Here is a 19,222-nt window from a genome sequence, read left to right as displayed (position 1 = left end):
AAAAAAGTTATACTCAAAACCATCTCGTTATTTTTTAGCGCGATCGACTGGGATCTCATCCTCACACAACATCTATGACACGACTGGCCTTCTTATACCTTACCCGCCATCCCTGCCAGCGTGGCAGTTCCCAGCGTTTTGGCCCAGATTTTCGCTGACCACTAAGGTAAGTTAACTCTACCCATCTGCCCTTCACCTGATAGCTCACACTCATCCTAAGATCCGACAGTATAACTTCACGAGGATAAGCCTGATCAAACTCTTGCCTGAGCCAATCAGGGATCCCTTCAAACTGAAGATCCTCTGCTTCTATCAGCTCAAAATCCGCAATAGACTCGACGCCAAGAGTCGAGAGCCGATGAGCTAAGAACTCTTCAAAGACAACAATATCTGGACTTGCCAAGCAAATCCCTGCTGCTTTAGCCTCCTCATAGCCACCAAGCTTAACCCAGATATTCCAGGCATCGATATCTTGGCGCACGGCTTCGGCTATCCCAGGAAAAACCAAGCCCTCGGCTATGCTGGTGATCATGGCCTGAATGACATTCTTTGGCTCGACTATCTCGCTACGAACTTCAAGCACCCGATCGGCATAAACACGTTCGACACATACCTCATCCAAGCTCAATTGCTCGGTTACGCGATCTTGTCCTAGCCCCGCAGCCAAGAGCCATGATTTATCGACGGGAGCCATACAAATTGCCAGATTAAGAGTTTGTTTTACTCCTCGACCCGGCGTCGCATGTTGATCAAATACCAGGGCAGCAATGGGGAGAGTCACACCATCTTGCGGCAGGTGAAAGCGGGATTCCCGACCAATCAATACCTCACTTATCCCATTGCCTAAGGCATTGTCTCGCTTGAGTCGGCAAATAAAGGCCAATTCGGGCAGAGCCTGCATCACGGCAATCGCCCAGGTGCGTCTAAGCAAAGGATCGCTCAAGTCAGCCTTAGGGAGTGACGGACATTCCAGTGCCGCGCGGATCTGTTTAGCGAGTCGCCTGGCCTCTTCAATGGCTTGCAGATTGAGCTCCACCAGAGGAATTTCGTCATCATGGCAACGCAGAAGCTTAATCAAGGTATAGGCATCGCAGCCAAAAGGCTCCCACTGCAACAAGGTTAATCTCTCAGCCTCATCTTTCGGCAGACGATAAAACTGTCCTGGCGTAGTCAGCGCGGCGGCAAGATCTATCATCAAATCCAGGCAATCCCCATCAGGCATCACACTGATAAGGTGAGCAAACTGGGTATCGATAGGCAGTGGAAACAGGCGCTGACCATGGGAAGTCACCCGTCCCAGCTGATCTAACGCACCAATAAGCATTAACTTGGCACTCGCCTTTTCCAGTGACTTTGCCGGCAGAGGGTCAACAAAATCCAGCTGTGCCAATTCGGCACCGGCGCAGGCAGCGGCCAACATAGGCTCAACTAACTCCTCCCGTTGTAACTCGGGTGGCGTAGCAGCCAGTAAAGGAGCCGCCTTGCCCCATAGCCGAATGCACAGACCCGCCTGGGTTCGCCCAGCGCGTCCCATACGTTGTTCGCTACTGGCCTTTGAAATGTGAGATAAAGACAAAACCGTTCGGCCATTACGTTGATGAGTACGGCGCTCCAGCCCCGAATCTATCACCCCTGTAATACCGGGAATCGTTAATGAAGTTTCGGCTATATTGGTCGCAAAGATCACCCGCCTATTGCTGCTCGCCCGCAATACTTGGACCTGCTCTTCGGCCCCTATGCTGCCATGAAGAGCTAACAAACTTATCTGCTCGTCCAGTTCGACCAATGGCCCACGACACTTGTGTATTGCCGCTGTGATCTCGCGTTTACCTGGCAAGAAAACCAGTATATCCCCTTGGGTATCTTGCAAGGCCTGCGTCAGGGCAACAACAAGGCGCTCCTCTAGGCCCCTAATATCCGGCAGATGGTGACTCTCGCTCGCCTGATACCTAAGTTCCACGTGAAACCTCTTGCCATGCGTCTGCAGACAAATAGCATTAACGTTTTTATTATCAGATAGATAATTACACAACACCTCGCCTGACAGGGTTGCAGAGGTCAATAGTAGCCGGTGGCGGTCGCGATGTTTTAGCAATGCCAGCAGCAGATCTGTGTCCCAACGCCGCTCATGAAACTCATCAATCATCAGGGTATCGAATTCACCGAGTCCGGCCATATCCCCAGACAACCAGCGCAGCGCAATCCCTGGTGTCACGAAGGCTATCTGAGTATCTAGTGTCACAGTGCAATCGAAACGAATGGCATACCCTACTTTTAAATCAGTCAAGCCTTGTACATATTCAGCCAGTGCCAAACAGGCTACCCGCCGAGGTTCCACCACTAATACTCTGGGGCGTTTACCCTGCTCGTCCGGTTCGGCGCACCACAATGGCAGACGTGTCGATTTACCCGATCCCGTATCAGATTCGATCACCAGATGATGGCTAGGATAGGCAGCTTTAAACTCTGCGTAGAGGGTATCGATTGGGAGAGATAAACTCGTCATGGCAACTGTTGTCGGTAAATTTACACCCGGGGATCATAACCCGCAGCGGGCCCAAAACGAAAACGACATTAATTAATCTATCTCTGATATAAACTAGATCTTGTAATTGAAATACTTGCGATTTTCAGGCCCGGCTAGGTTACTGTTGATCTTTAGCTCATGCTTATATTCATCCCAGCTGGCCACATTTCGTCCTCGATTGAGATGCGGAAATTCATACTCAGAGCTAGCTACCGGAATATCCACACCAATGAAGCTAGCTAAGCGAGATAAACTCTGGGGCTGATCCAGCTGCAAACTCAGAAACTGCTGTGTAAACGCCTGGCTTTGATGAAAAAACTCAAACACCTGCTGCTTATGCACCTGATAGCAAGTCTTTAGATGCTCTGCATCCATAGGATCAGCTACTCGATAGATACCAAAGGTATAGTCAAAACTGCGCTTAAGCAGAGGATGAAACCGCCCTCGCCCTTGATCCAGATGCACCAGCATTCGGCTCAGCAGCATCTGCATCGAGGGCACCCAGGCATCTAATGGCCTATCCAGATAAACAAATTTAGCGTCAGGATACAGGCTATGTAGCTGTCGATAATCGCTAAAACAAGGCGCGTCGGAAACGGCATCGGCGAGAATAACCGCCTGTTTGGTAAAGGCCTGATGCGCCACTCTAAGGCCCATCTCCAGCAAGGCAACACTTACGCTGGTGGTACCGGTTCGAGGCAATCCTATGATGAAGATTTTAGTGGCAGGTCTTCTTTGATAAGTAGTCGGTACGGGCTGATGAGACTTCATAGATATGACTCGGCACAAATGGAAGCGCAGTATAGTGAAAATACCTAGGCAGGAAAACAGGCTCTAGCAACCTTTACCTGTTTACTATCAAGCGTAAAGCTTAGCTGCCAACACCATATCGGCTTTAACTATGAGATCACTGTTAATCTACTACTAACCCTGTACAATCCGCGCCTTGTTTGACCCTAAACGACCAAATTTTTGCAAATATCATGATAGATCTGGCGCTTCTTCCGCTTTACCTCACCACAGTGATCGCTCTGCTCCTTATTCCTGGCCCCGATATGTTATTGATCGCCAGCTCCAGCCTAAGTTATGGCAAGAAGGTCGGCATCTACGCCAGCTTTGGCAATGCCACCTCGGGATTGATCTTAACCCTGCTGGCGGCGCTCGGGGTATCGGCATTGATAGCAGTAACCCCACTTGCTCTGGAGCTGTTACGAATAATAGGCGGCCTCTACCTGCTAAAGATGGGCTGGGATTGTCTGCGCGCCACGCCGGCCCAAACGCCCGAACTGGTTCAAGAAGACAAAATTGCTAAGCAACTCTATCGCCGTGCAGTAGTAAGTAACCTATTAAATCCAAAGGCATTACTCTTTTTCGTGCTGTTTCTACCCCAGTTTGTCTCCAGTCAATTGGCCGTCAGTTCGACCCAGCAGATGCTCGCCTTAGGGCTAGTACTTAATCTGATGGGCCTAGTGTTTAACTTGATGCTGGTGGCCTTGGTTGGCAGCTTAGGTCAATCCCTGCTCAATAATGAAAAATTCAGGGCTAATCAGAATAAATTCATGGGCGTTATCTTCATAAGCCTGGCCTTCTGGTTACTCGCCTCACAACTACAAACGGTCGGCTAATTCCCTCCAGGCTTCACCTTAGCTTAAGACTGATTACCGTAGGCCACCAAAGTCTCACGATACAGGCGTAATAGACGCTTATCATCAACCCCGACGCCGATACGCTGTGAAGCTTTGTCACGCCAATCATCATGGGGATACTGACGCCCATCAAACTTCTGTAAGGTATGACCTTCGGCCGGTCCATCTGTCACCACGCGAACCGGTCCCTCCCTCAGACTAAACAGGCTCTTGTCGATCACATAGGCAATGGCCGATGGATCATGCACATGACAACCCTCAAGTCCCAGCTTTTGTGAGTAAAAATCGAGATAAAAGCGGCTAATTCGCCAGATAAATTGCCCCACCTCACCCGCTTCATCACGCAGTTCGTCGAGATACTGACGAGTAAAAAAGCTCTCTTGGGTTACATCCAAACCTATGATGGTCACTGGCCATCTGGCGGTAAACACCAGATCGGCCGCATGGGGATCATCATAAATGTTGGCTTCAGCGTAAGGCGTGACATTACCGCGATGACCATTAACGCCAAAGGCCCCGCCCATCACCACGACCTCCTTAACCAGATCGACGATATCCGGCGCAGCCTGAAGCGCCAACGCCAGATTGGTTAGCGGCCCAACTGCCACTAGAGTTATTTCACCGGGCTGCGCCCTCACACTGTCGATAATATATTGATAGGCGGGTCTGGGATCGGCTTGTAAATCATTAGATTGAGGCGCATTAAAGTCCCCAAAGCCCGTTTCCCCATGAACGATCACTGTAGGCCCAACCGGTGGACGTACCAAGGGCTTTTCGGCTCCTTTTACCACATCGGCCTTAAGCGAATACTTTTGCTTTAAAAACAGTGCATTTGCCGTAGCATTTTCTATGGTGGCGTTACCATAAACACAGGTGATCGCCTCAAGCGATATGTCATGATGCGCCTCGGCAAATAAGATCGCCATGGCATCATCTATACCAGGATCCGTATCTAAAATAATTTTCTGCATCAATTCCCCTTCCATGAACAGACAAAAAGCGTGGGCTAACCATAACCTGATCGTCAGCAAACTAAAGTGATCTTGCTTTGAGGTCTGGCAAGGCCCTACTTATCTCTAATAAGTTGCTAAGATATGAGGTGAGCCAAACCTTATTGCTCAACGTATAGATGTTTAACCTTAAACTATAAGATACGCCATAATGCTAGACAAAAGTCGATTGAGCCGTTTCAAAACTGCGATAGATCTCCAGGCCGAGATAGGTAAGTTCGATGCCCTTGCAAAGGAGTGGCGCGATCCCAACGGCAAGTTTAAACACGTGCTCAGTTTCAACCAAACCCGTCTCCTAGCCATAGAAAAAGCGATCGCCAGCCATTTTAACCGGGACCTAAATCAGGATGTTCCTTTCGAAGATCTCAAGATACTAGATATAGGCTGTGGGGTAGGACTCTTGTGTGAACCTTTAGCAAGCCAAGGCGCACAAGTCGTCGGCATAGATGCCAGCGAACACAATATCACCCTAGCCCGCCGACATGCCGAGAGCTGGTCACTTCCCATCGACTATCGTCATTGTTTAGCCGAAGATCTGCAGAATCATGCATTATATGATGTGATCTTAAACACCGAAGTGATCGAGCATGTCGAGGATCAGGCGGCACTGGTCGACACCTGTTGCCGACTCCTTGCACCGGGTGGATTACTGATTATGGCGACGCTGAACCGCACCCTAAGTGCCTTTGTAATAGCCATTATCGGCGCCGAATATGTCATGCGTTACCTACCCATTGGTACACATGATTGGCATCACTTCGTAAAACCCCAAGAACTGGTAGAGATGATCACACCTCATGGTTTATCTAACATCAGTGTTGAAGGCATGCGCTTTAATCCATTGACCCGCCGTTGGCGGATCACCGAAAGTCACTCGGTCAACTATTTGCTTTACGCCAGTAAAACCTAACACCCACTAGCCAAACGGAAATCGATCTTCATTCGCTAAATTGGCACCTCACACAAGACCAACACAGATATTTCGCATATGATTGCCTGCATTATATTGGAATTCTGAGGCCAACACAGGTGTTGGTCTCTCCCTCTTACAGCGTGAATTTAGGAAGCAAGATGGCAAAAATAGAACTTATCGTCGGTACTACATTAGGCAGCGCCGAGTATGTGGCCGATGAATTAGCCGCTCAGTTAGAAGATCTTGGCCATGAAACTCAGGTGCATCTCACCGCAGAATTAAGCGTATTAGATCCCAAATGTCTATGGTTGATCGTTTCATCGACTCACGGCGCAGGCGATCTACCGGAAAATATTCAGCCTTTCTTCGAGGAAATTGAACGTGAAAAGCCAGATCTGAGCCGAACCAAATACGCCTTATGCGCTATCGGTGACTCAAGTTACGACACCTTCTGCCAAGGGCCGGAAAAATTAATCGAAGCAATGGAAAACTGCGGTGCACAAGTCTATGTGGATAAGATCCAGATCGATGTGCAATACGATCCCATCCCTGAAGAACCCGCCCAGGCTTGGTTAAGCAGCTGGCAAGACAAACTTTAGATCCTTCCCCTCTCGATAATTAAGATCTCACCCACAGATTAGATCTACTTTATCCACATATTACGATCTCAAATGATAAATATGTGGATAAGGTATTATTTAGATCTGATCTAACTCTGTATTATTCACCACCCCAAACCAGCAAAGATCGCGCCTGTGGATAAGTAGGCGATCTACCCACAAGCTTATTCGAGATAGATCGCGATCAGATCACAGGATCGAGATGCCGTTATCTTTTGATTTATATAGATAAATAGACTTACCCACAGAAGATCGCGATCCTAATAGTAAACATAATAAGAGATCTATATAAAGATCTTAAGATCTATTAAGCAGATCCTTTGGCGATCGAAAGGCCTAAATTGATCTTTCACCAAAGGCTTTCCAGGTGCTAAAATATGCGGCTACTCCTTGAGTAACTCTGTCCTTTCACTGGGCAATGTCATTTTATTTTCGATATAGGTTTTAAGGTATTCTGATGCATTTTCATGAGCGGTTTGATGTTATTGTTGTTGGCGGTGGACATGCCGGAACCGAAGCAGCATTGGCATCTGCTAGGATGGGATCAAAAACATTATTATTGACTCATAATATTGATACCTTAGGACAAATGTCCTGTAACCCTGCGATTGGTGGTATTGGTAAGGGTCACCTTGTCAAAGAGATCGATGCGCTGGGTGGTGCAATGGCCATTGCAACTGACCATGCTGGCATTCAATTTCGTACCTTAAATTCAAGCAAAGGCCCTGCGGTTCGTGCTACTCGAGCACAGGCGGATCGCGCACTTTATCGGGCTAAGATTCAACAGATCTTGCAAAACCAGCCTAATTTACGTCTTTTCCAACAGTCGGTTGATGATTTGATTGTTGAAAACGATCGTGTGATTGGTGTGGTTACTCAGATGGGATTAGCCTTCGAGGCCCCAGCTATTGTGTTAACCGCAGGCACTTTCTTAAGCGGTAAGATTCATATCGGCTTAGAAAATTACAGCGGTGGCAGAGCAGGCGATCCACCATCGATCTCATTAGCAGATCGTTTGCGTGAACTACCTATTCGCGTTGGTCGTTTAAAAACAGGTACTCCACCGCGTATCGATGCTAATACGATCAATTTTGACCTGATGACAGAACAAAAAGGCGATGATCCTCTGCCTGTGATGTCATTTATCGGTGATGTGAAAGATCATCCAAAGCAGATCTCCTGTTTCATTACTCATACCAATGAGCGTACCCATGAGATTATTCGCGGTGGATTAGACAGAAGCCCTATGTACTCTGGTGTTATCGAGGGTATAGGTCCGCGTTACTGCCCTTCTATCGAAGATAAGATCAATCGTTTTGCCGACAAGAATTCTCATCAGATCTTTATCGAACCCGAAGGTTTAAATACCAATGAAATCTATCCAAATGGTATCTCAACCAGCTTGCCTTTCGATGTGCAGCTAAATCTGGTGAGATCGATTCAAGGGATGGAAAACGCCGAGATCATTCGCCCTGGTTATGCGATCGAATATGATTACTTCGATCCGAGAGATCTGAAAAACTCCCTAGAAACCAAAGCCATTTCAGGCCTGTTCTTTGCTGGACAGATCAACGGCACCACAGGTTATGAAGAGGCTGGCGCCCAAGGATTACTGGCTGGTATGAACGCTTCGCTTCAGGTGCAAGGCAAAGAAGCCTGGTGTCCACGTCGTGACGAGGCATATCTGGGCGTATTGGTTGACGACCTATCCACTCTGGGTACCAAAGAACCTTACCGCATGTTTACTAGCCGTGCGGAATACCGCCTGTTGCTGCGTGAAGATAATGCCGATCTGCGTCTCACCGAGAAGGGACGTGAATTAGGTTTGGTGGACGATGATCGCTGGGCGAAGTTTAATGCCAAACGCGAAGCGATTGAACTTGAGCTGCAGCGTCTGCGTAGCCAATGGATACATCCAAACTCGCCTCTGGTCGATGCCCTTAATCCGCATCTAAAGACGCCAATTACCCGTGAAGCGACCTTCGAGGAGCTGTTGCGTAGACCAGAGCTGGATTATCCTAAGTTAATGGATGTCGAAGGGTTTGGTCCGGCCATCGAAGATCAGCGTGCTGCAGAACAGGTTCAGATCCAGGTGAAATATTCGGGTTATATCCAACGTCAGCAAGATGAGATCGACAAAGCGATCCGCCATGAAAAGACTGGGCTTCCTCAGAATCTCGATTATCAAGAGGTTCCGGGTCTGTCTAATGAGGTGATTGCTAAGCTTAATGACCACAAACCCGATACGGTCGGTCAGGCATCACGCATCTCTGGGGTGACTCCGGCGGCAATCTCTATTTTGTTGGTTCACCTTAAAAAACGCGGTTTGCTCAAAAAAAGCGCGTAATATCTCGTAATTAATCATTTTGATGACCGGTATGGGGGGCTAAGCCCTTCCCATACCGGTCACTCGGCTTCATAATATCCCATTGTTTATCGAGGATACTTCAGTGTTATCAGCCCAACTAGAAACCTATCTTGCCGAGATGCAGATGACGGCAACGCCGAAACAGAAACAGCAATTGCTTGATTTTGTTGGCATGTTATCCAAATGGAATAAGGCCTATAACCTGACATCTGTGAGAGATCCTGAGCAGATGTTGATTCGCCATATCATGGATAGCCTTGCGGCGAGCCCTTATCTGGTGGGTGAACGTTTTATCGATGTGGGGACGGGCCCTGGTTTACCTGGGATCCCGCTGGCGATCATGAACCCAGACAAAGAGTTTGTATTGCTCGACAGTTTGGGTAAACGTATTCGTTTTCAAAAACAGGTTCAATTTGAGCTGGCGATAGGTAATATAAGTTCGGTCGAGAGTCGTGTTGAAGCCTATCAACCCGAAGAGAAGTTTGATGGCGTACTCAGTCGTGCTTTTGCGTCTATCCAGGATATGCTGCACTGGTGTCACCATCTGCCTAAATCGACAGGGTGTTTCTATGCCTTAAAGGGGCAGCTGAGCGATGAAGAGATGGCCAGTATTCCTGATGGTTTTACCCTGACCGATACCATTGAATTACGCGTCCCTCGTCTCGATGAACAGCGCCACCTCTTGCGGGTGGTCAAAGCGGCTTAGTTCCCAGGGTTATAAAGTTGCATTATTTAACCAGTTCAAGCAATTTGATAAAGAGTTTTACTATCGAATCGGCGAACGTGATAGACAGGATGATATTGTGGGTAAAGTGATAGCCGTGGCTAACCAGAAAGGTGGCGTCGGAAAAACAACGACTTGTGTGAACTTAGCGGCTTCATTAGCGGCCACTAAGCGTAAAGTGTTGCTTATCGATCTCGATCCTCAAGGTAATGCGACTATGGGGAGTGGCGTCGATAAGTACAGTGTCGAGAATACCGCCTATGAACTCTTGGTCGAGGAAAAAACGGTCGAGGAAGTGGTTTATCGCAACACGGCAGGCAAATACGATCTGATTGCCGGTAATGGTGACGTTACCGCCGCCGAGATCAAATTGATGGAGTTTTTCGCCCGAGAGATCCGTCTGCGTAATGCCCTGGCACCCGTCAAAGATTATTATGATTTTATCTTTATCGACTGCCCACCTTCATTAAACATGTTGACGGTCAATGCCATGTCGGCAGCCGATTCTGTCTTGGTGCCAATGCAATGTGAGTATTACGCCCTAGAGGGGCTCACTGCCCTGATGGATACCATCAGCAAGTTGGCCGCTATGGTCAATCCTGGATTAGCGATCGAAGGGATCTTGCGTACTATGTACGATCCCCGCAATCGATTGGCCAACGATGTATCAGATCAACTTAAACAGCATTTTGGCGATAAAGTATATCGCACCGTTATCCCCCGCAATGTGAGACTAGCTGAAGCGCCAAGTTTTGGTGCACCGGCCATGTATTATGATAAGTCCAGCGCCGGCGCCAAGGCTTATCTTGCTTTAGCTGGTGAGATCATTAGACGTGCAGAGCAACATTCTCAGTTAGAGCAAGCTTAAGGAAAAACAGATGACACCCAAAAAACGTGGTCTAGGCAAAGGATTAGACGCACTGTTAAGCACTAGCCATGCGGCAGCTAAGCAAGGGCACAATGAAGAGTCGAGCCTGAGCAGTAATGAAGAACTCAAGATGATTGCGCTGGATCTGCTGCAGCCGGGTAAGTACCAACCGCGTAAGGATATGTCACCTGAGGCGTTAGAAGAGCTGGCTGAGTCGGTAAAAGCCCAGGGGATCATTCAGCCTATCGTAGTACGTAAGGTGTCAGATAAAGGTTATGAGATCATCGCCGGTGAGCGTCGCTGGAGAGCATCTCAATTGGCTAAACTCGACAAGGTGCCATGTATCGTCAAACAGGTGCCAGACGAGGCGGCCGGTGTTATTGCATTGATAGAGAACATTCAGCGCGAAGATCTCAACGCGATGGAAGAAGCCATCGCCTTGAACCGTCTGATCGAAGAGTTTGATCTGACCCATCAACAAACGGCTGATGCTGTAGGTAAGTCGCGTACAACTGTATCAAATCTTTTACGTTTGAACGGATTAGAAGAGCCTGTAAAACGTATGTTGGAGTATGGCGATATCGATATGGGTCATGCTCGAGCCTTGCTTGCCCTATCCGGGGATGAGCAAACTAATCTGGCCAGAACGGTCAGTGCTAAAGAACTAACTGTTCGTGAAACTGAACGATTAGTTAATAAAACCTTAAATCCACCTGAAATTGTCGATAAACCCGCAAAAGATCAGGATGTCGCCCGTTTAGAGAGCCAATTAATTGAAAAATTGGGGGCTAAAGTTTCCATTAGCCACAACAAAAAAGGCAAGGGCAAAATGGTAATTAACTATCAAAATTTGGCAGAATTAGATGGAATTATTGAGAAAATCCGATAATTTTCCTAAGTTAACGCAATATTATGTAACTTTGTGACATCTGTTAATCTTCTACTTTTAGACTTTTGGCGTAGATCACGTTAAAAGTCCCCTTTTTTACTTACCTTGAACTTGCTTTGAATGTGCGAAAAGGTATACTTTCGCAAGCTTTTTGTACCTCTAGATGGCCTAATAAATTCTAATCTGGTCACAGAAACAAAAAGTATGAATGCGGAGAAGATGAATTGAGCAAGGTTTTAGCACGTCGTGGCCGGTGGTCTGCCTATAAATTGGTGTTGGCGCAGGCGGCGGTGGCTGGGGGTGTTTCAATTGTCTTTTTCGCCGTGTGGGGAGCTCAGTATGGATTATCTGCGTTAGCAGGTGGTGCAATTGCTGTACTCCCTAATTTTGTATTCGCGACCCTCGCTTTTTCCCACACGGGAGCAAGTTCAGCAGGAAAGGTTATGAAAACCTTTTACTGGGGGGAAGCGGTAAAGTTGCTGTTAACCATAGCAATGTTTTCGCTGGTATTTATCAATCTTCAAGTGGTCTTTATGCCGCTTTTTGTTTGCTATATCTCGGCGCTAATAGTGCATTGGACAGCTCCTTTATACTTCAAGCAAAGTTAAGTGGGATGAATCATGGCTGCAACTGGTGAAGCGTTAACACCGCAGGGCTATATCCAGCACCACCTTACCAACTTAAGTGTTGGTGAAGGCTTCTGGACATGGCACATTGATTCGTTGTTCTTTTCGGTTGGGCTTGGTGTTCTATTCTTGTGGCTATTCCGCAGCGTTGGCAAGAAAGCAACGACAGGAGTTCCCGGTAAGCTTCAGTGCTTTATCGAGATGATTGTTGAATTTGTTGATTCTAGCGTGAAAGAAACCTTCCATGGCCGCAATCCTGTTATTGCTCCGTTGGCATTAACTATTTTTGTTTGGGTATTCATGATGAACTTCATGGATATGGTTCCAGTTGACTGGATTCCTGAACTAGCGATGGCTGCTGGTATCCCATACATGAAAGTGGTTCCAACGACTGACCTAAACATCACCTTCAGCTTAGCTATTGGTGTGTTTGTGCTGATTATTTACTACAGCATCAAAGTCAAGGGCGTTTCAGGTTTTGTTAAAGAACTGACATTACAGCCTTTTAACCATAAGGCAATGATACCCGTCAACCTCCTATTAGAGTCGGTTACTCTGATTGCTAAGCCTATTTCATTGGCATTGCGTCTGTTCGGTAACTTGTACGCAGGTGAGTTGATCTTCATCCTTATTGCGCTGATGTATGGTGCTAACATGGCGTTATCTGCCCTAGGTGTGACTCTACAACTAGGTTGGTTAATCTTCCATATTTTGGTTATCACTCTACAGGCGTTTATCTTCATGATGTTGACGATCGTGTATCTCAGCATGGCACATGAAGATCATTAAGGGTTGCTGAAGAAATTTTTTTTAAGCTAAATCACAAACTAACTAAAGATTTAGAATATTGGAGATAGAGATGGAAACTGTATTAGGCATGACAGCTATCGCTGTTGCTCTACTGATTGGTATGGGTGCTCTAGGTACCGCTATCGGTTTCGGCCTACTAGGTGGCAAGTTCTTGGAAGGCGCTGCGCGTCAACCAGAAATGGCTCCTATGCTACAAGTTAAGATGTTCATTGTTGCTGGTCTATTGGATGCGGTAACCATGATCGGTGTAGGTATTGCACTATTTATGCTGTTTACTAACCCACTGGGTGCAATGCTGTAATCAACGCTTCTGTCTTTAATCTAAATAGGAGGCTGTTGTGAATATCAACGCTACCCTAATCGGTCAGACGGTTGCCTTTATTATCTTCGTGTGGTTCTGCATGAAGTTTGTTTGGCCCCCTTTGATGAATGCCATCGAAGAGCGCCAAAAAAGGATCGCCGACGGTCTAGCTGATGCTGATCGTGCTGTAAAAGACCTTGAGTTGGCTCAAGCGAAAGCTACCGACCAACTAAAAGAAGCTAAGGCAACTGCTAACGAAATCATTGAGCAAGCTAACAAGCGTAAAGCTCAGATTGTCGATGAGGCCAAAGCCGAAGCAGACGCTGAGCGTGCGAAAATCATCGCTCAGGGTAAAGCAGAAATTGAAGCTGAACGTAATCGCGTGAAAGAGGACTTGCGTAAGCAAGTTGCTGCTCTGGCCATCGCTGGTGCAGAGAAGATCCTTGAGCGTTCGATTGATGAAGCCGCCCACAGTGACATAGTTAATAAACTAGTTGCTGAACTTTGATAAGGGAGTGAGTTATGGCTGAAATAAGCACCATCGCTCGCCCTTACGCAAAGGCAGCATTTGACTTTGCTATTGAAAAAAATGCAGTAGAAAGCTGGGCCGAAATGCTTAGCTTTGCCGCTCAAGTCAGTGAAAACGAGACGATGAAGCCGCTGCTGTCTGGTGCACTTGCCAGCAACCAGCTCGCCGACCTTTTTATTAAGGTGTGTGGTGAGCAAGTCAATGAGCAAGGTCAAAATCTGATAAAGGTAATGGCTGAAAACGGTCGTTTGGAAGTACTTCCTGCTGTATATGAACTCTTTCATGAGTTCAGCAACGAGTGGGCGAAAGAGGTTGAAGCAAATGTTGTTTCTGCCACTGAGCTTAGCGAAGAGCAACAGCAGCAAATTAGTGCTTCTCTAGAGAAACGTCTCACACGCAAAGTTAAGCTGAATTGCAGCGTAGATGCCAGCCTGGTGGCTGGTTTAATCATCACGGCAGGCGACCTAGTCATTGATGGCTCGGTCTGCGGTAAACTAAACCGTCTGTCTGATAAGCTGCAGTCGTAATTGGGAGTTTGAGCATGCAACTGAATTCCACTGAAATCAGCGATCTGATTAAACAGCGGATCGAGCAGTTCGAAGTCGTTAGTGAAGCTCGCAACGAAGGTACAATCGTTGCAGTGAGCGACGGCATTATTCGCGTTCACGGCCTTGCCGATGTAATGCAAGGTGAGATGATCGAACTGCCTGGTAACCGTTATGCAATCGCGTTGAACTTAGAACGTGATTCTGTAGGTGCCGTAGTTATGGGTCCTTATGCCGATCTGGCAGAGGGTCAAAAAGTAAAGACAACTGGTCGTATCTTGGAAGTGCCTGTTGGCCGTGGTCTATTAGGCCGCGTTGTTAACACTCTGGGCCAACCAATCGACGGTAAAGGACCTATCGACAACGATGGTTTCTCTCCTGTTGAAGTGATTGCACCAGGCGTTATTGAACGTAAGTCAGTTGATCAGCCAGTGCAAACTGGTTATAAAGCCGTTGACTCTATGATCCCAATCGGTCGTGGACAACGTGAATTGGTGATCGGTGACCGTCAGACTGGTAAAACAGCCCTGGCGATTGATGCCATCATCAACCAAAAAGATTCTGGCATTAAGTGTGTATACGTAGCGGTAGGCCAGAAGGCTTCTACCATCGCTAACGTGGTACGCAAACTTGAAGAACACGGCGCACTCGCGAACACAGTCGTTGTTGTTGCAACCGCTTCTGAAGCTGCTGCACTGCAATACCTGGCACCATACTCTGGTTGCTCAATGGGTGAATACTTCCGTGACCGCGGTGAAGACGCACTGATCGTCTATGATGACCTGTCTAAGCAAGCTGTTGCTTACCGTCAGATCTCATTGCTACTTAAGCGTCCTCCTGGACGTGAAGCATACCCTGGTGATGTTTTCTATCTTCACTCTCGTCTACTTGAACGTGCTTCACGCGTTAACGCTGAGTACGTTGAGAAGTTCACTAATGGCGAAGTTAAGGGCACAACTGGCTCTCTAACTGCACTGCCTATTATTGAAACTCAAGCGGGTGACGTTTCTGCATTCGTACCGACCAACGTAATTTCGATTACCGATGGTCAGATCTTCCTTGAAACTGACCTATTTAACTCAGGCCTACGTCCTGCTGTTAACCCAGGTATTTCGGTTTCTCGTGTTGGTGGTGCGGCTCAGACTAAGATCATCAAGAAACTGTCTGGCGGTATCCGTACTGCACTTGCACAGTATCGAGAGCTTGCAGCGTTCTCTCAGTTTGCATCAGATCTTGACGATGCAACACGTGCTCAGCTTGAGCATGGTGAGCGTGTTACCGAACTCATGAAGCAAAAGCAATACGCGCCAATGAGCGTAGCCGACCAGTCTGTGTCTATTTTCGCAGCTGAAAAAGGTTACCTAAAAGGCGTTGAGCTGAACAAGATCGGTGATTTCGAAGCTTCTTTGCTCTCTTACATGAACAGCGAGCATGCTGACCTAATGAAGACTATCAACGAGACTGGCGACTACAATGCCGACATCGAAGGTGGTTTGAAGGCTGGCCTCGACAAGTTCGTAGAAACCCAAACCTGGTAAAGACACAGAGGTGTCTTAAGGCACCTCAGGTCCAGATTGGAGAGTAAAGATGGCCGGCGCTAAAGAGATTAAAACCAAGATCGCGAGTGTTCAGAACACTCAGAAGATCACATCCGCAATGGAAATGGTTGCAGCCAGCAAAATGCGCAAAGCGCAGGATCGCATGGCAGCGAGCCGTCCATACGCGGAAAATATGCGTAAGGTGATCGGTCACGTGGCGCAGGGTTCTCTCGAATATAAGCATCCATATTTGGAAGTGAGAGAAGCCAAGCGAGTTGGTTACATTGTTGTGTCAACCGACCGTGGTCTTTGTGGTGGTCTTAACGTCAACCTGTTCAAAAAGGTTGTCGCGGACGTGAAGAAGCAGCGTGAAGCCGGAGCGGAAGTTGAATTCTGCCCAATTGGCGCACGCAGCGTACAATTCTTCAACAGCTTTGGCGGAAAAGTGTCTGCTCATGCTTCAGGATTAGGCGATACACCAAAACTCGCCGACCTGATCGGAACAGTACGCGTAATGCTACAAGCTTACAACGAAGGCACGCTAGACCGTCTGTATGTGGTATTCAACAAGTTTGTAAATACCATGAGCCAGACGCCTGTGATCGAACAGCTGCTACCTTTGCCTAAGTCAAAAGATGATGAGATTGCTCATCACTGGGACTACCTATACGAGCCAGATCCAAAAGAACTTTTGGACACCTTATTGGTTCGTTATGTGGAGTCTCAAGTGTATCAAGGTGTTGTTGAAAACATCGCATCTGAACAAGCAGCCCGTATGGTTGCGATGAAAGCTGCGACAGACAACGCTGGTGAACTTATCGATGACTTGCAGTTGGTCTACAACAAGGCCCGTCAGGCTGCGATTACGCAGGAACTGTCGGAAATTGTTTCTGGTGCCGCTGCGGTTTAGGCTGGGTAACGAATACAAGTTTTAGAGGATTAATCATGAGCACAGGTACTGTTGTCCAAGTAATTGGCGCGGTTGTGGACGTTGAGTTTCCACATGATGCCGTACCTCAGGTCTATGACGCTCTAGAGATCAAAAGTGAAGGCTTGGTGCTGGAAGTTCAGCAGCAGCTTGGTGGTGGTGTAGTTCGTACCATCGCTATGGGTTCTTCAGATGGTCTGCGTCGTGGTATCGAGGTAGTAAACACAGGTTCACCTATTACTGTTCCGGTTGGGAGTGCAACTCTTGGCCGTATCATGAACGTACTAGGTCAGCCAGTTGATGAAGCGGGTCCTATCGGTGAAGATGAGCGTTATGTGATTCACCGTGAAGCTCCTTCATATGAAGATCAATCAAACACGACTGAACTGTTAGAGACTGGTATCAAGGTTATCGACCTTGTATGTCCGTTCGCTAAGGGTGGTAAAGTAGGTCTGTTTGGTGGTGCGGGTGTTGGTAAGACAGTTAACATGATGGAACTGATCAACAACATCGCTAAAGCACACTCTGGTTTGTCAGTATTCGCCGGTGTAGGTGAGCGTACTCGTGAGGGTAACGACTTCTACTACGAGATGGAAGAATCTGGCGTACTCGACAAAGTGGCCATGGTTTATGGTCAGATGAACGAGCCTCCAGGAAACCGTCTTCGCGTAGCACTGACCGGTCTGACTATGGCTGAGAAGTTCCGTGATGAAGGTAAAGACGTACTATTGTTCGTCGATAACATCTATCGTTACACCTTGGCGGGTACCGAAGTATCTGCACTGCTAGGCCGTATGCCATCAGCGGTAGGTTACCAGCCAACACTGGCTGAAGAGATGGGTGTTCTTCAGGAGCGTATTACTTCGACTAAGACAGGGTCTATTACCTCTGTTCAAGCGGTATACGTACCTGCGGATGACTTGACGGATCCGTCACCAGCAACAACCTTCGCTCACTTGGATGCGACTGTTGTATTGTCACGTAACATTGCTTCTCTGGGTATTTACCCAGCGGTTGACCCACTGGATTCGACTTCACGTCAGCTAGATCCACAGGTTGTTGGCCAAGAGCACTATGACGTAGCTAGTGGTGTACAGAACGTACTACAGCGCTATAAAGAGCTGAAAGATATCATCGCGATTCTGGGTATGGACGAACTATCTGATGAAGATAAGACGACTGTTGCCCGTGCGCGTAAGATTGAAAAATATCTTTCTCAGCCATTCTTCGTAGCAGAAGTATTCACCGGTTCTCCAGGTAAGTACGTATCTCTAAAAGACACTATCCGTGGCTTTAAGGGACTTTTGGATGGTGAGTTCGACCACATCCCAGAGCAAGCGTTCTACATGGCAGGTTCAATCGACGAAGTTATCGAGCGAGCTAACAAAAAATAATCGAGCCTTAGGCTTGGTATTTTAAGGAGAACGGATGGCAGCCATGACAGTACAACTTGATATTGTAAGCGCAGAAAGTAGCATCTTTTCGGGTCTGGTAGCACACCTACAAGTCTCAGGTGCTGAGGGTGACTTAGGTGTTATGCCTGGTCATGCTCCTTTGCTTACCCATATCAAACCTGGCATGGCGCGCATCGTCAAACAAGATGGTAAAGAGGAAGTGTTTTACCTTTCGGGTGGTATCCTGGAAGTGCAACCTTTCTCAGTATCAGTATTGGCTGACGTAGTATTGCGTGCCGAAGAGATTGATGAGCAGGCAGCCGTAGAAGCCAAGCGTCGTGCAGAAGCCCATATGGCTAACGCTGGCGCAGACTTTAACTATGCCGCTGCAGCGATTGAATTAGCTCAGGCTATCGCTCAATTGCGCGTTGTAGAGACCATCAAGAAGAACATTGCCAGATAAGGTTATTGTTTGATGATAAAAGGCGGAAACCGAGAGGTGACCGCCTTTTTTATATCTTTTTCCCATCTCTGAATTCCCTGTTGACTCCTTTTACGTGATCGAGTCAGACGTTTCGCCCTAATGGCAATGATAGGCTTATGCTCCTGTTTTTAATGAGGGATGATTCCATGCAACAAGTCTTAATCGTCGTCAATGACGCGCCTTACGGGTCAGAGAAACTCTTTAATGCCTTACGTCTGGCAATACAGTTAAATGAGCAGGCTACAGTCCCCAAGGTAAAATTGTTTCTATTGTCCGATGCTGTGACAGCTGTGTTACCTAGGCAGCAACCGGGCGAAGGTTACAACCTACAACAGATGCTGGAGATTATTCTGGCGCAGGGGGCTGAGATTAAGTATTGCACTTCTTGTGTGCAGGCTCGCGGCCTTATTGAACTTGATGTGATCGAGGGATGTGTTAAGGCTACCATGGACGAACTGGCACAGTGGCTGCTCGAATCTGACAAGGTGATCACCTTCTGACT

General features: G+C 47.5%; 20 protein-coding genes. 17 read left to right on the top strand and 3 right to left on the bottom strand.

What is annotated here, in order from left to right; genetic code table 11:
• Positions 1–61: 61 nt before the first annotated feature.
• Both L2712_RS14930 and L2712_RS14925 read right to left on the bottom strand, forming a co-directional pair.
• Positions 62–2,506, bottom strand: coding sequence for a helicase-related protein (locus tag L2712_RS14930; RefSeq protein WP_248978242.1), 2,445 nt, complete (start codon positions 2,504–2,506; stop codon positions 62–64).
• A 93-nt stretch (positions 2,507–2,599) separates the two neighbouring features.
• The gene (locus L2712_RS14925; RefSeq protein WP_248978241.1) at positions 2,600–3,298 is read right to left on the bottom strand and encodes a sulfotransferase family protein; all 699 of its coding nucleotides are present in this window, start codon (positions 3,296–3,298) and stop codon (positions 2,600–2,602) included.
• Positions 3,299–3,510: 212 nt separating this feature from the next.
• Here L2712_RS14925 and L2712_RS14920 point away from each other — a divergent pair, with 212 nt between their 5' ends.
• A complete protein-coding gene (locus tag L2712_RS14920) occupies positions 3,511–4,152 on the top strand; it encodes a LysE family translocator (RefSeq protein WP_248978240.1) in 642 nt (213 codons plus the stop codon).
• A gap of 23 nt (positions 4,153–4,175) precedes the next feature.
• Here L2712_RS14920 and L2712_RS14915 read toward each other — a convergent pair whose 3' ends face one another.
• A complete protein-coding gene (locus L2712_RS14915) occupies positions 4,176–5,147 on the bottom strand; it encodes a nucleoside hydrolase (protein ID WP_248978239.1) in 972 nt (323 codons plus the stop codon).
• A gap of 187 nt (positions 5,148–5,334) precedes the next feature.
• Between L2712_RS14915 and ubiG the strand changes: the two genes are divergently transcribed.
• From ubiG to L2712_RS14835, 16 genes are all read left to right on the top strand, one after another.
• Entirely contained in the window at positions 5,335–6,093 is a 759-nt protein-coding gene (ubiG, locus tag L2712_RS14910) for a bifunctional 2-polyprenyl-6-hydroxyphenol methylase/3-demethylubiquinol 3-O-methyltransferase UbiG (protein WP_248978238.1), read from the top strand.
• A gap of 161 nt (positions 6,094–6,254) precedes the next feature.
• Positions 6,255–6,695 (top strand): FMN-binding protein MioC, encoded by a 441-nt coding sequence (mioC, locus tag L2712_RS14905; protein WP_088905823.1) that lies wholly within the window; start codon positions 6,255–6,257, stop codon positions 6,693–6,695.
• Between the two features lie 478 nt (positions 6,696–7,173).
• On the top strand, positions 7,174–9,063 hold the full coding sequence (gene mnmG / locus L2712_RS14900; RefSeq protein ID WP_248978237.1) for a tRNA uridine-5-carboxymethylaminomethyl(34) synthesis enzyme MnmG: 1,890 nt from the start codon (positions 7,174–7,176) through the stop codon (positions 9,061–9,063).
• Between the two features lie 103 nt (positions 9,064–9,166).
• The gene (rsmG, locus tag L2712_RS14895) at positions 9,167–9,790 is read left to right on the top strand and encodes a 16S rRNA (guanine(527)-N(7))-methyltransferase RsmG (RefSeq protein ID WP_033538956.1); all 624 of its coding nucleotides are present in this window, start codon (positions 9,167–9,169) and stop codon (positions 9,788–9,790) included.
• A 97-nt stretch (positions 9,791–9,887) separates the two neighbouring features.
• Entirely contained in the window at positions 9,888–10,676 is a 789-nt protein-coding gene (locus tag L2712_RS14890; RefSeq protein ID WP_033538992.1) for a ParA family protein, read from the top strand.
• 10 nt (positions 10,677–10,686) lie between these two features.
• Positions 10,687–11,565 (top strand): ParB/RepB/Spo0J family partition protein, encoded by an 879-nt coding sequence (locus tag L2712_RS14885; RefSeq protein WP_248978236.1) that lies wholly within the window; start codon positions 10,687–10,689, stop codon positions 11,563–11,565.
• A 224-nt stretch (positions 11,566–11,789) separates the two neighbouring features.
• The gene (locus L2712_RS14880) at positions 11,790–12,173 is read left to right on the top strand and encodes an ATP synthase subunit I (RefSeq protein ID WP_033538958.1); all 384 of its coding nucleotides are present in this window, start codon (positions 11,790–11,792) and stop codon (positions 12,171–12,173) included.
• Between the two features lie 12 nt (positions 12,174–12,185).
• Positions 12,186–12,980, top strand: coding sequence for a F0F1 ATP synthase subunit A (atpB, locus tag L2712_RS14875; RefSeq protein ID WP_033538959.1), 795 nt, complete (start codon positions 12,186–12,188; stop codon positions 12,978–12,980).
• Between the two features lie 70 nt (positions 12,981–13,050).
• On the top strand, positions 13,051–13,302 hold the full coding sequence (atpE, locus tag L2712_RS14870) for a F0F1 ATP synthase subunit C (RefSeq protein ID WP_011639455.1): 252 nt from the start codon (positions 13,051–13,053) through the stop codon (positions 13,300–13,302).
• 37 nt (positions 13,303–13,339) lie between these two features.
• Positions 13,340–13,810 carry a F0F1 ATP synthase subunit B gene (gene atpF, locus L2712_RS14865; RefSeq protein WP_033538960.1) on the top strand — a complete coding sequence of 157 codons (471 nt, stop codon included), beginning with the start codon at positions 13,340–13,342 and terminating at the stop codon, positions 13,808–13,810.
• A 14-nt stretch (positions 13,811–13,824) separates the two neighbouring features.
• On the top strand, positions 13,825–14,358 hold the full coding sequence (gene atpH / locus L2712_RS14860) for a F0F1 ATP synthase subunit delta (RefSeq protein WP_248978235.1): 534 nt from the start codon (positions 13,825–13,827) through the stop codon (positions 14,356–14,358).
• Positions 14,359–14,372: 14 nt separating this feature from the next.
• The gene (gene atpA / locus L2712_RS14855) at positions 14,373–15,914 is read left to right on the top strand and encodes a F0F1 ATP synthase subunit alpha (protein ID WP_033538962.1); all 1,542 of its coding nucleotides are present in this window, start codon (positions 14,373–14,375) and stop codon (positions 15,912–15,914) included.
• A 49-nt stretch (positions 15,915–15,963) separates the two neighbouring features.
• On the top strand, positions 15,964–16,824 hold the full coding sequence (gene atpG, locus L2712_RS14850) for a F0F1 ATP synthase subunit gamma (protein ID WP_033538963.1): 861 nt from the start codon (positions 15,964–15,966) through the stop codon (positions 16,822–16,824).
• 35 nt (positions 16,825–16,859) lie between these two features.
• Positions 16,860–18,236 carry a F0F1 ATP synthase subunit beta gene (gene atpD / locus L2712_RS14845; RefSeq protein WP_033538964.1) on the top strand — a complete coding sequence of 459 codons (1,377 nt, stop codon included), beginning with the start codon at positions 16,860–16,862 and terminating at the stop codon, positions 18,234–18,236.
• 34 nt (positions 18,237–18,270) lie between these two features.
• The gene (locus L2712_RS14840; protein WP_011867635.1) at positions 18,271–18,699 is read left to right on the top strand and encodes a F0F1 ATP synthase subunit epsilon; all 429 of its coding nucleotides are present in this window, start codon (positions 18,271–18,273) and stop codon (positions 18,697–18,699) included.
• Positions 18,700–18,866: 167 nt separating this feature from the next.
• Positions 18,867–19,220: a DsrE/DsrF/TusD sulfur relay family protein gene (locus tag L2712_RS14835; protein ID WP_088905820.1), complete on the top strand. Its 354-nt coding sequence runs from the start codon at positions 18,867–18,869 to the stop codon at positions 19,218–19,220.
• Positions 19,221–19,222 lie beyond the last annotated feature (2 nt).

Source organism: Shewanella marisflavi (assembly GCF_023283925.1).
Classification (GTDB): domain Bacteria; phylum Pseudomonadota; class Gammaproteobacteria; order Enterobacterales; family Shewanellaceae; genus Shewanella; species Shewanella marisflavi.
This window is presented reverse-complemented; position numbering and strand designations above follow the sequence as displayed.

What these genes read in the sequence shown, in the direction of transcription:
- L2712_RS14930 (WP_248978242.1), bottom strand. Translation starts at nt 2,506, where the DNA reads ATGACGAGTTTATCTCTCCCAATCGATACCCTCTACGCAGAGTTTAAA.
- L2712_RS14925 (WP_248978241.1), bottom strand. Translation starts at nt 3,298, where the DNA reads ATGAAGTCTCATCAGCCCGTACCGACTACTTATCAAAGAAGACCTGCC.
- L2712_RS14920 (WP_248978240.1), top strand. Translation starts at nt 3,511, where the DNA reads ATGATAGATCTGGCGCTTCTTCCGCTTTACCTCACCACAGTGATCGCT.
- ubiG (WP_248978238.1), top strand. Translation starts at nt 5,335, where the DNA reads ATGCTAGACAAAAGTCGATTGAGCCGTTTCAAAACTGCGATAGATCTC.
- mioC (WP_088905823.1), top strand. Translation starts at nt 6,255, where the DNA reads ATGGCAAAAATAGAACTTATCGTCGGTACTACATTAGGCAGCGCCGAG.
- mnmG (WP_248978237.1), top strand. Translation starts at nt 7,174, where the DNA reads ATGCATTTTCATGAGCGGTTTGATGTTATTGTTGTTGGCGGTGGACAT.
- L2712_RS14885 (WP_248978236.1), top strand. Translation starts at nt 10,687, where the DNA reads ATGACACCCAAAAAACGTGGTCTAGGCAAAGGATTAGACGCACTGTTA.
- atpB (WP_033538959.1), top strand. Translation starts at nt 12,186, where the DNA reads ATGGCTGCAACTGGTGAAGCGTTAACACCGCAGGGCTATATCCAGCAC.
- atpE (WP_011639455.1), top strand. Translation starts at nt 13,051, where the DNA reads ATGGAAACTGTATTAGGCATGACAGCTATCGCTGTTGCTCTACTGATT.
- atpH (WP_248978235.1), top strand. Translation starts at nt 13,825, where the DNA reads ATGGCTGAAATAAGCACCATCGCTCGCCCTTACGCAAAGGCAGCATTT.
- atpA (WP_033538962.1), top strand. Translation starts at nt 14,373, where the DNA reads ATGCAACTGAATTCCACTGAAATCAGCGATCTGATTAAACAGCGGATC.
- atpG (WP_033538963.1), top strand. Translation starts at nt 15,964, where the DNA reads ATGGCCGGCGCTAAAGAGATTAAAACCAAGATCGCGAGTGTTCAGAAC.
- atpD (WP_033538964.1), top strand. Translation starts at nt 16,860, where the DNA reads ATGAGCACAGGTACTGTTGTCCAAGTAATTGGCGCGGTTGTGGACGTT.
- L2712_RS14840 (WP_011867635.1), top strand. Translation starts at nt 18,271, where the DNA reads ATGGCAGCCATGACAGTACAACTTGATATTGTAAGCGCAGAAAGTAGC.
- L2712_RS14835 (WP_088905820.1), top strand. Translation starts at nt 18,867, where the DNA reads ATGCAACAAGTCTTAATCGTCGTCAATGACGCGCCTTACGGGTCAGAG.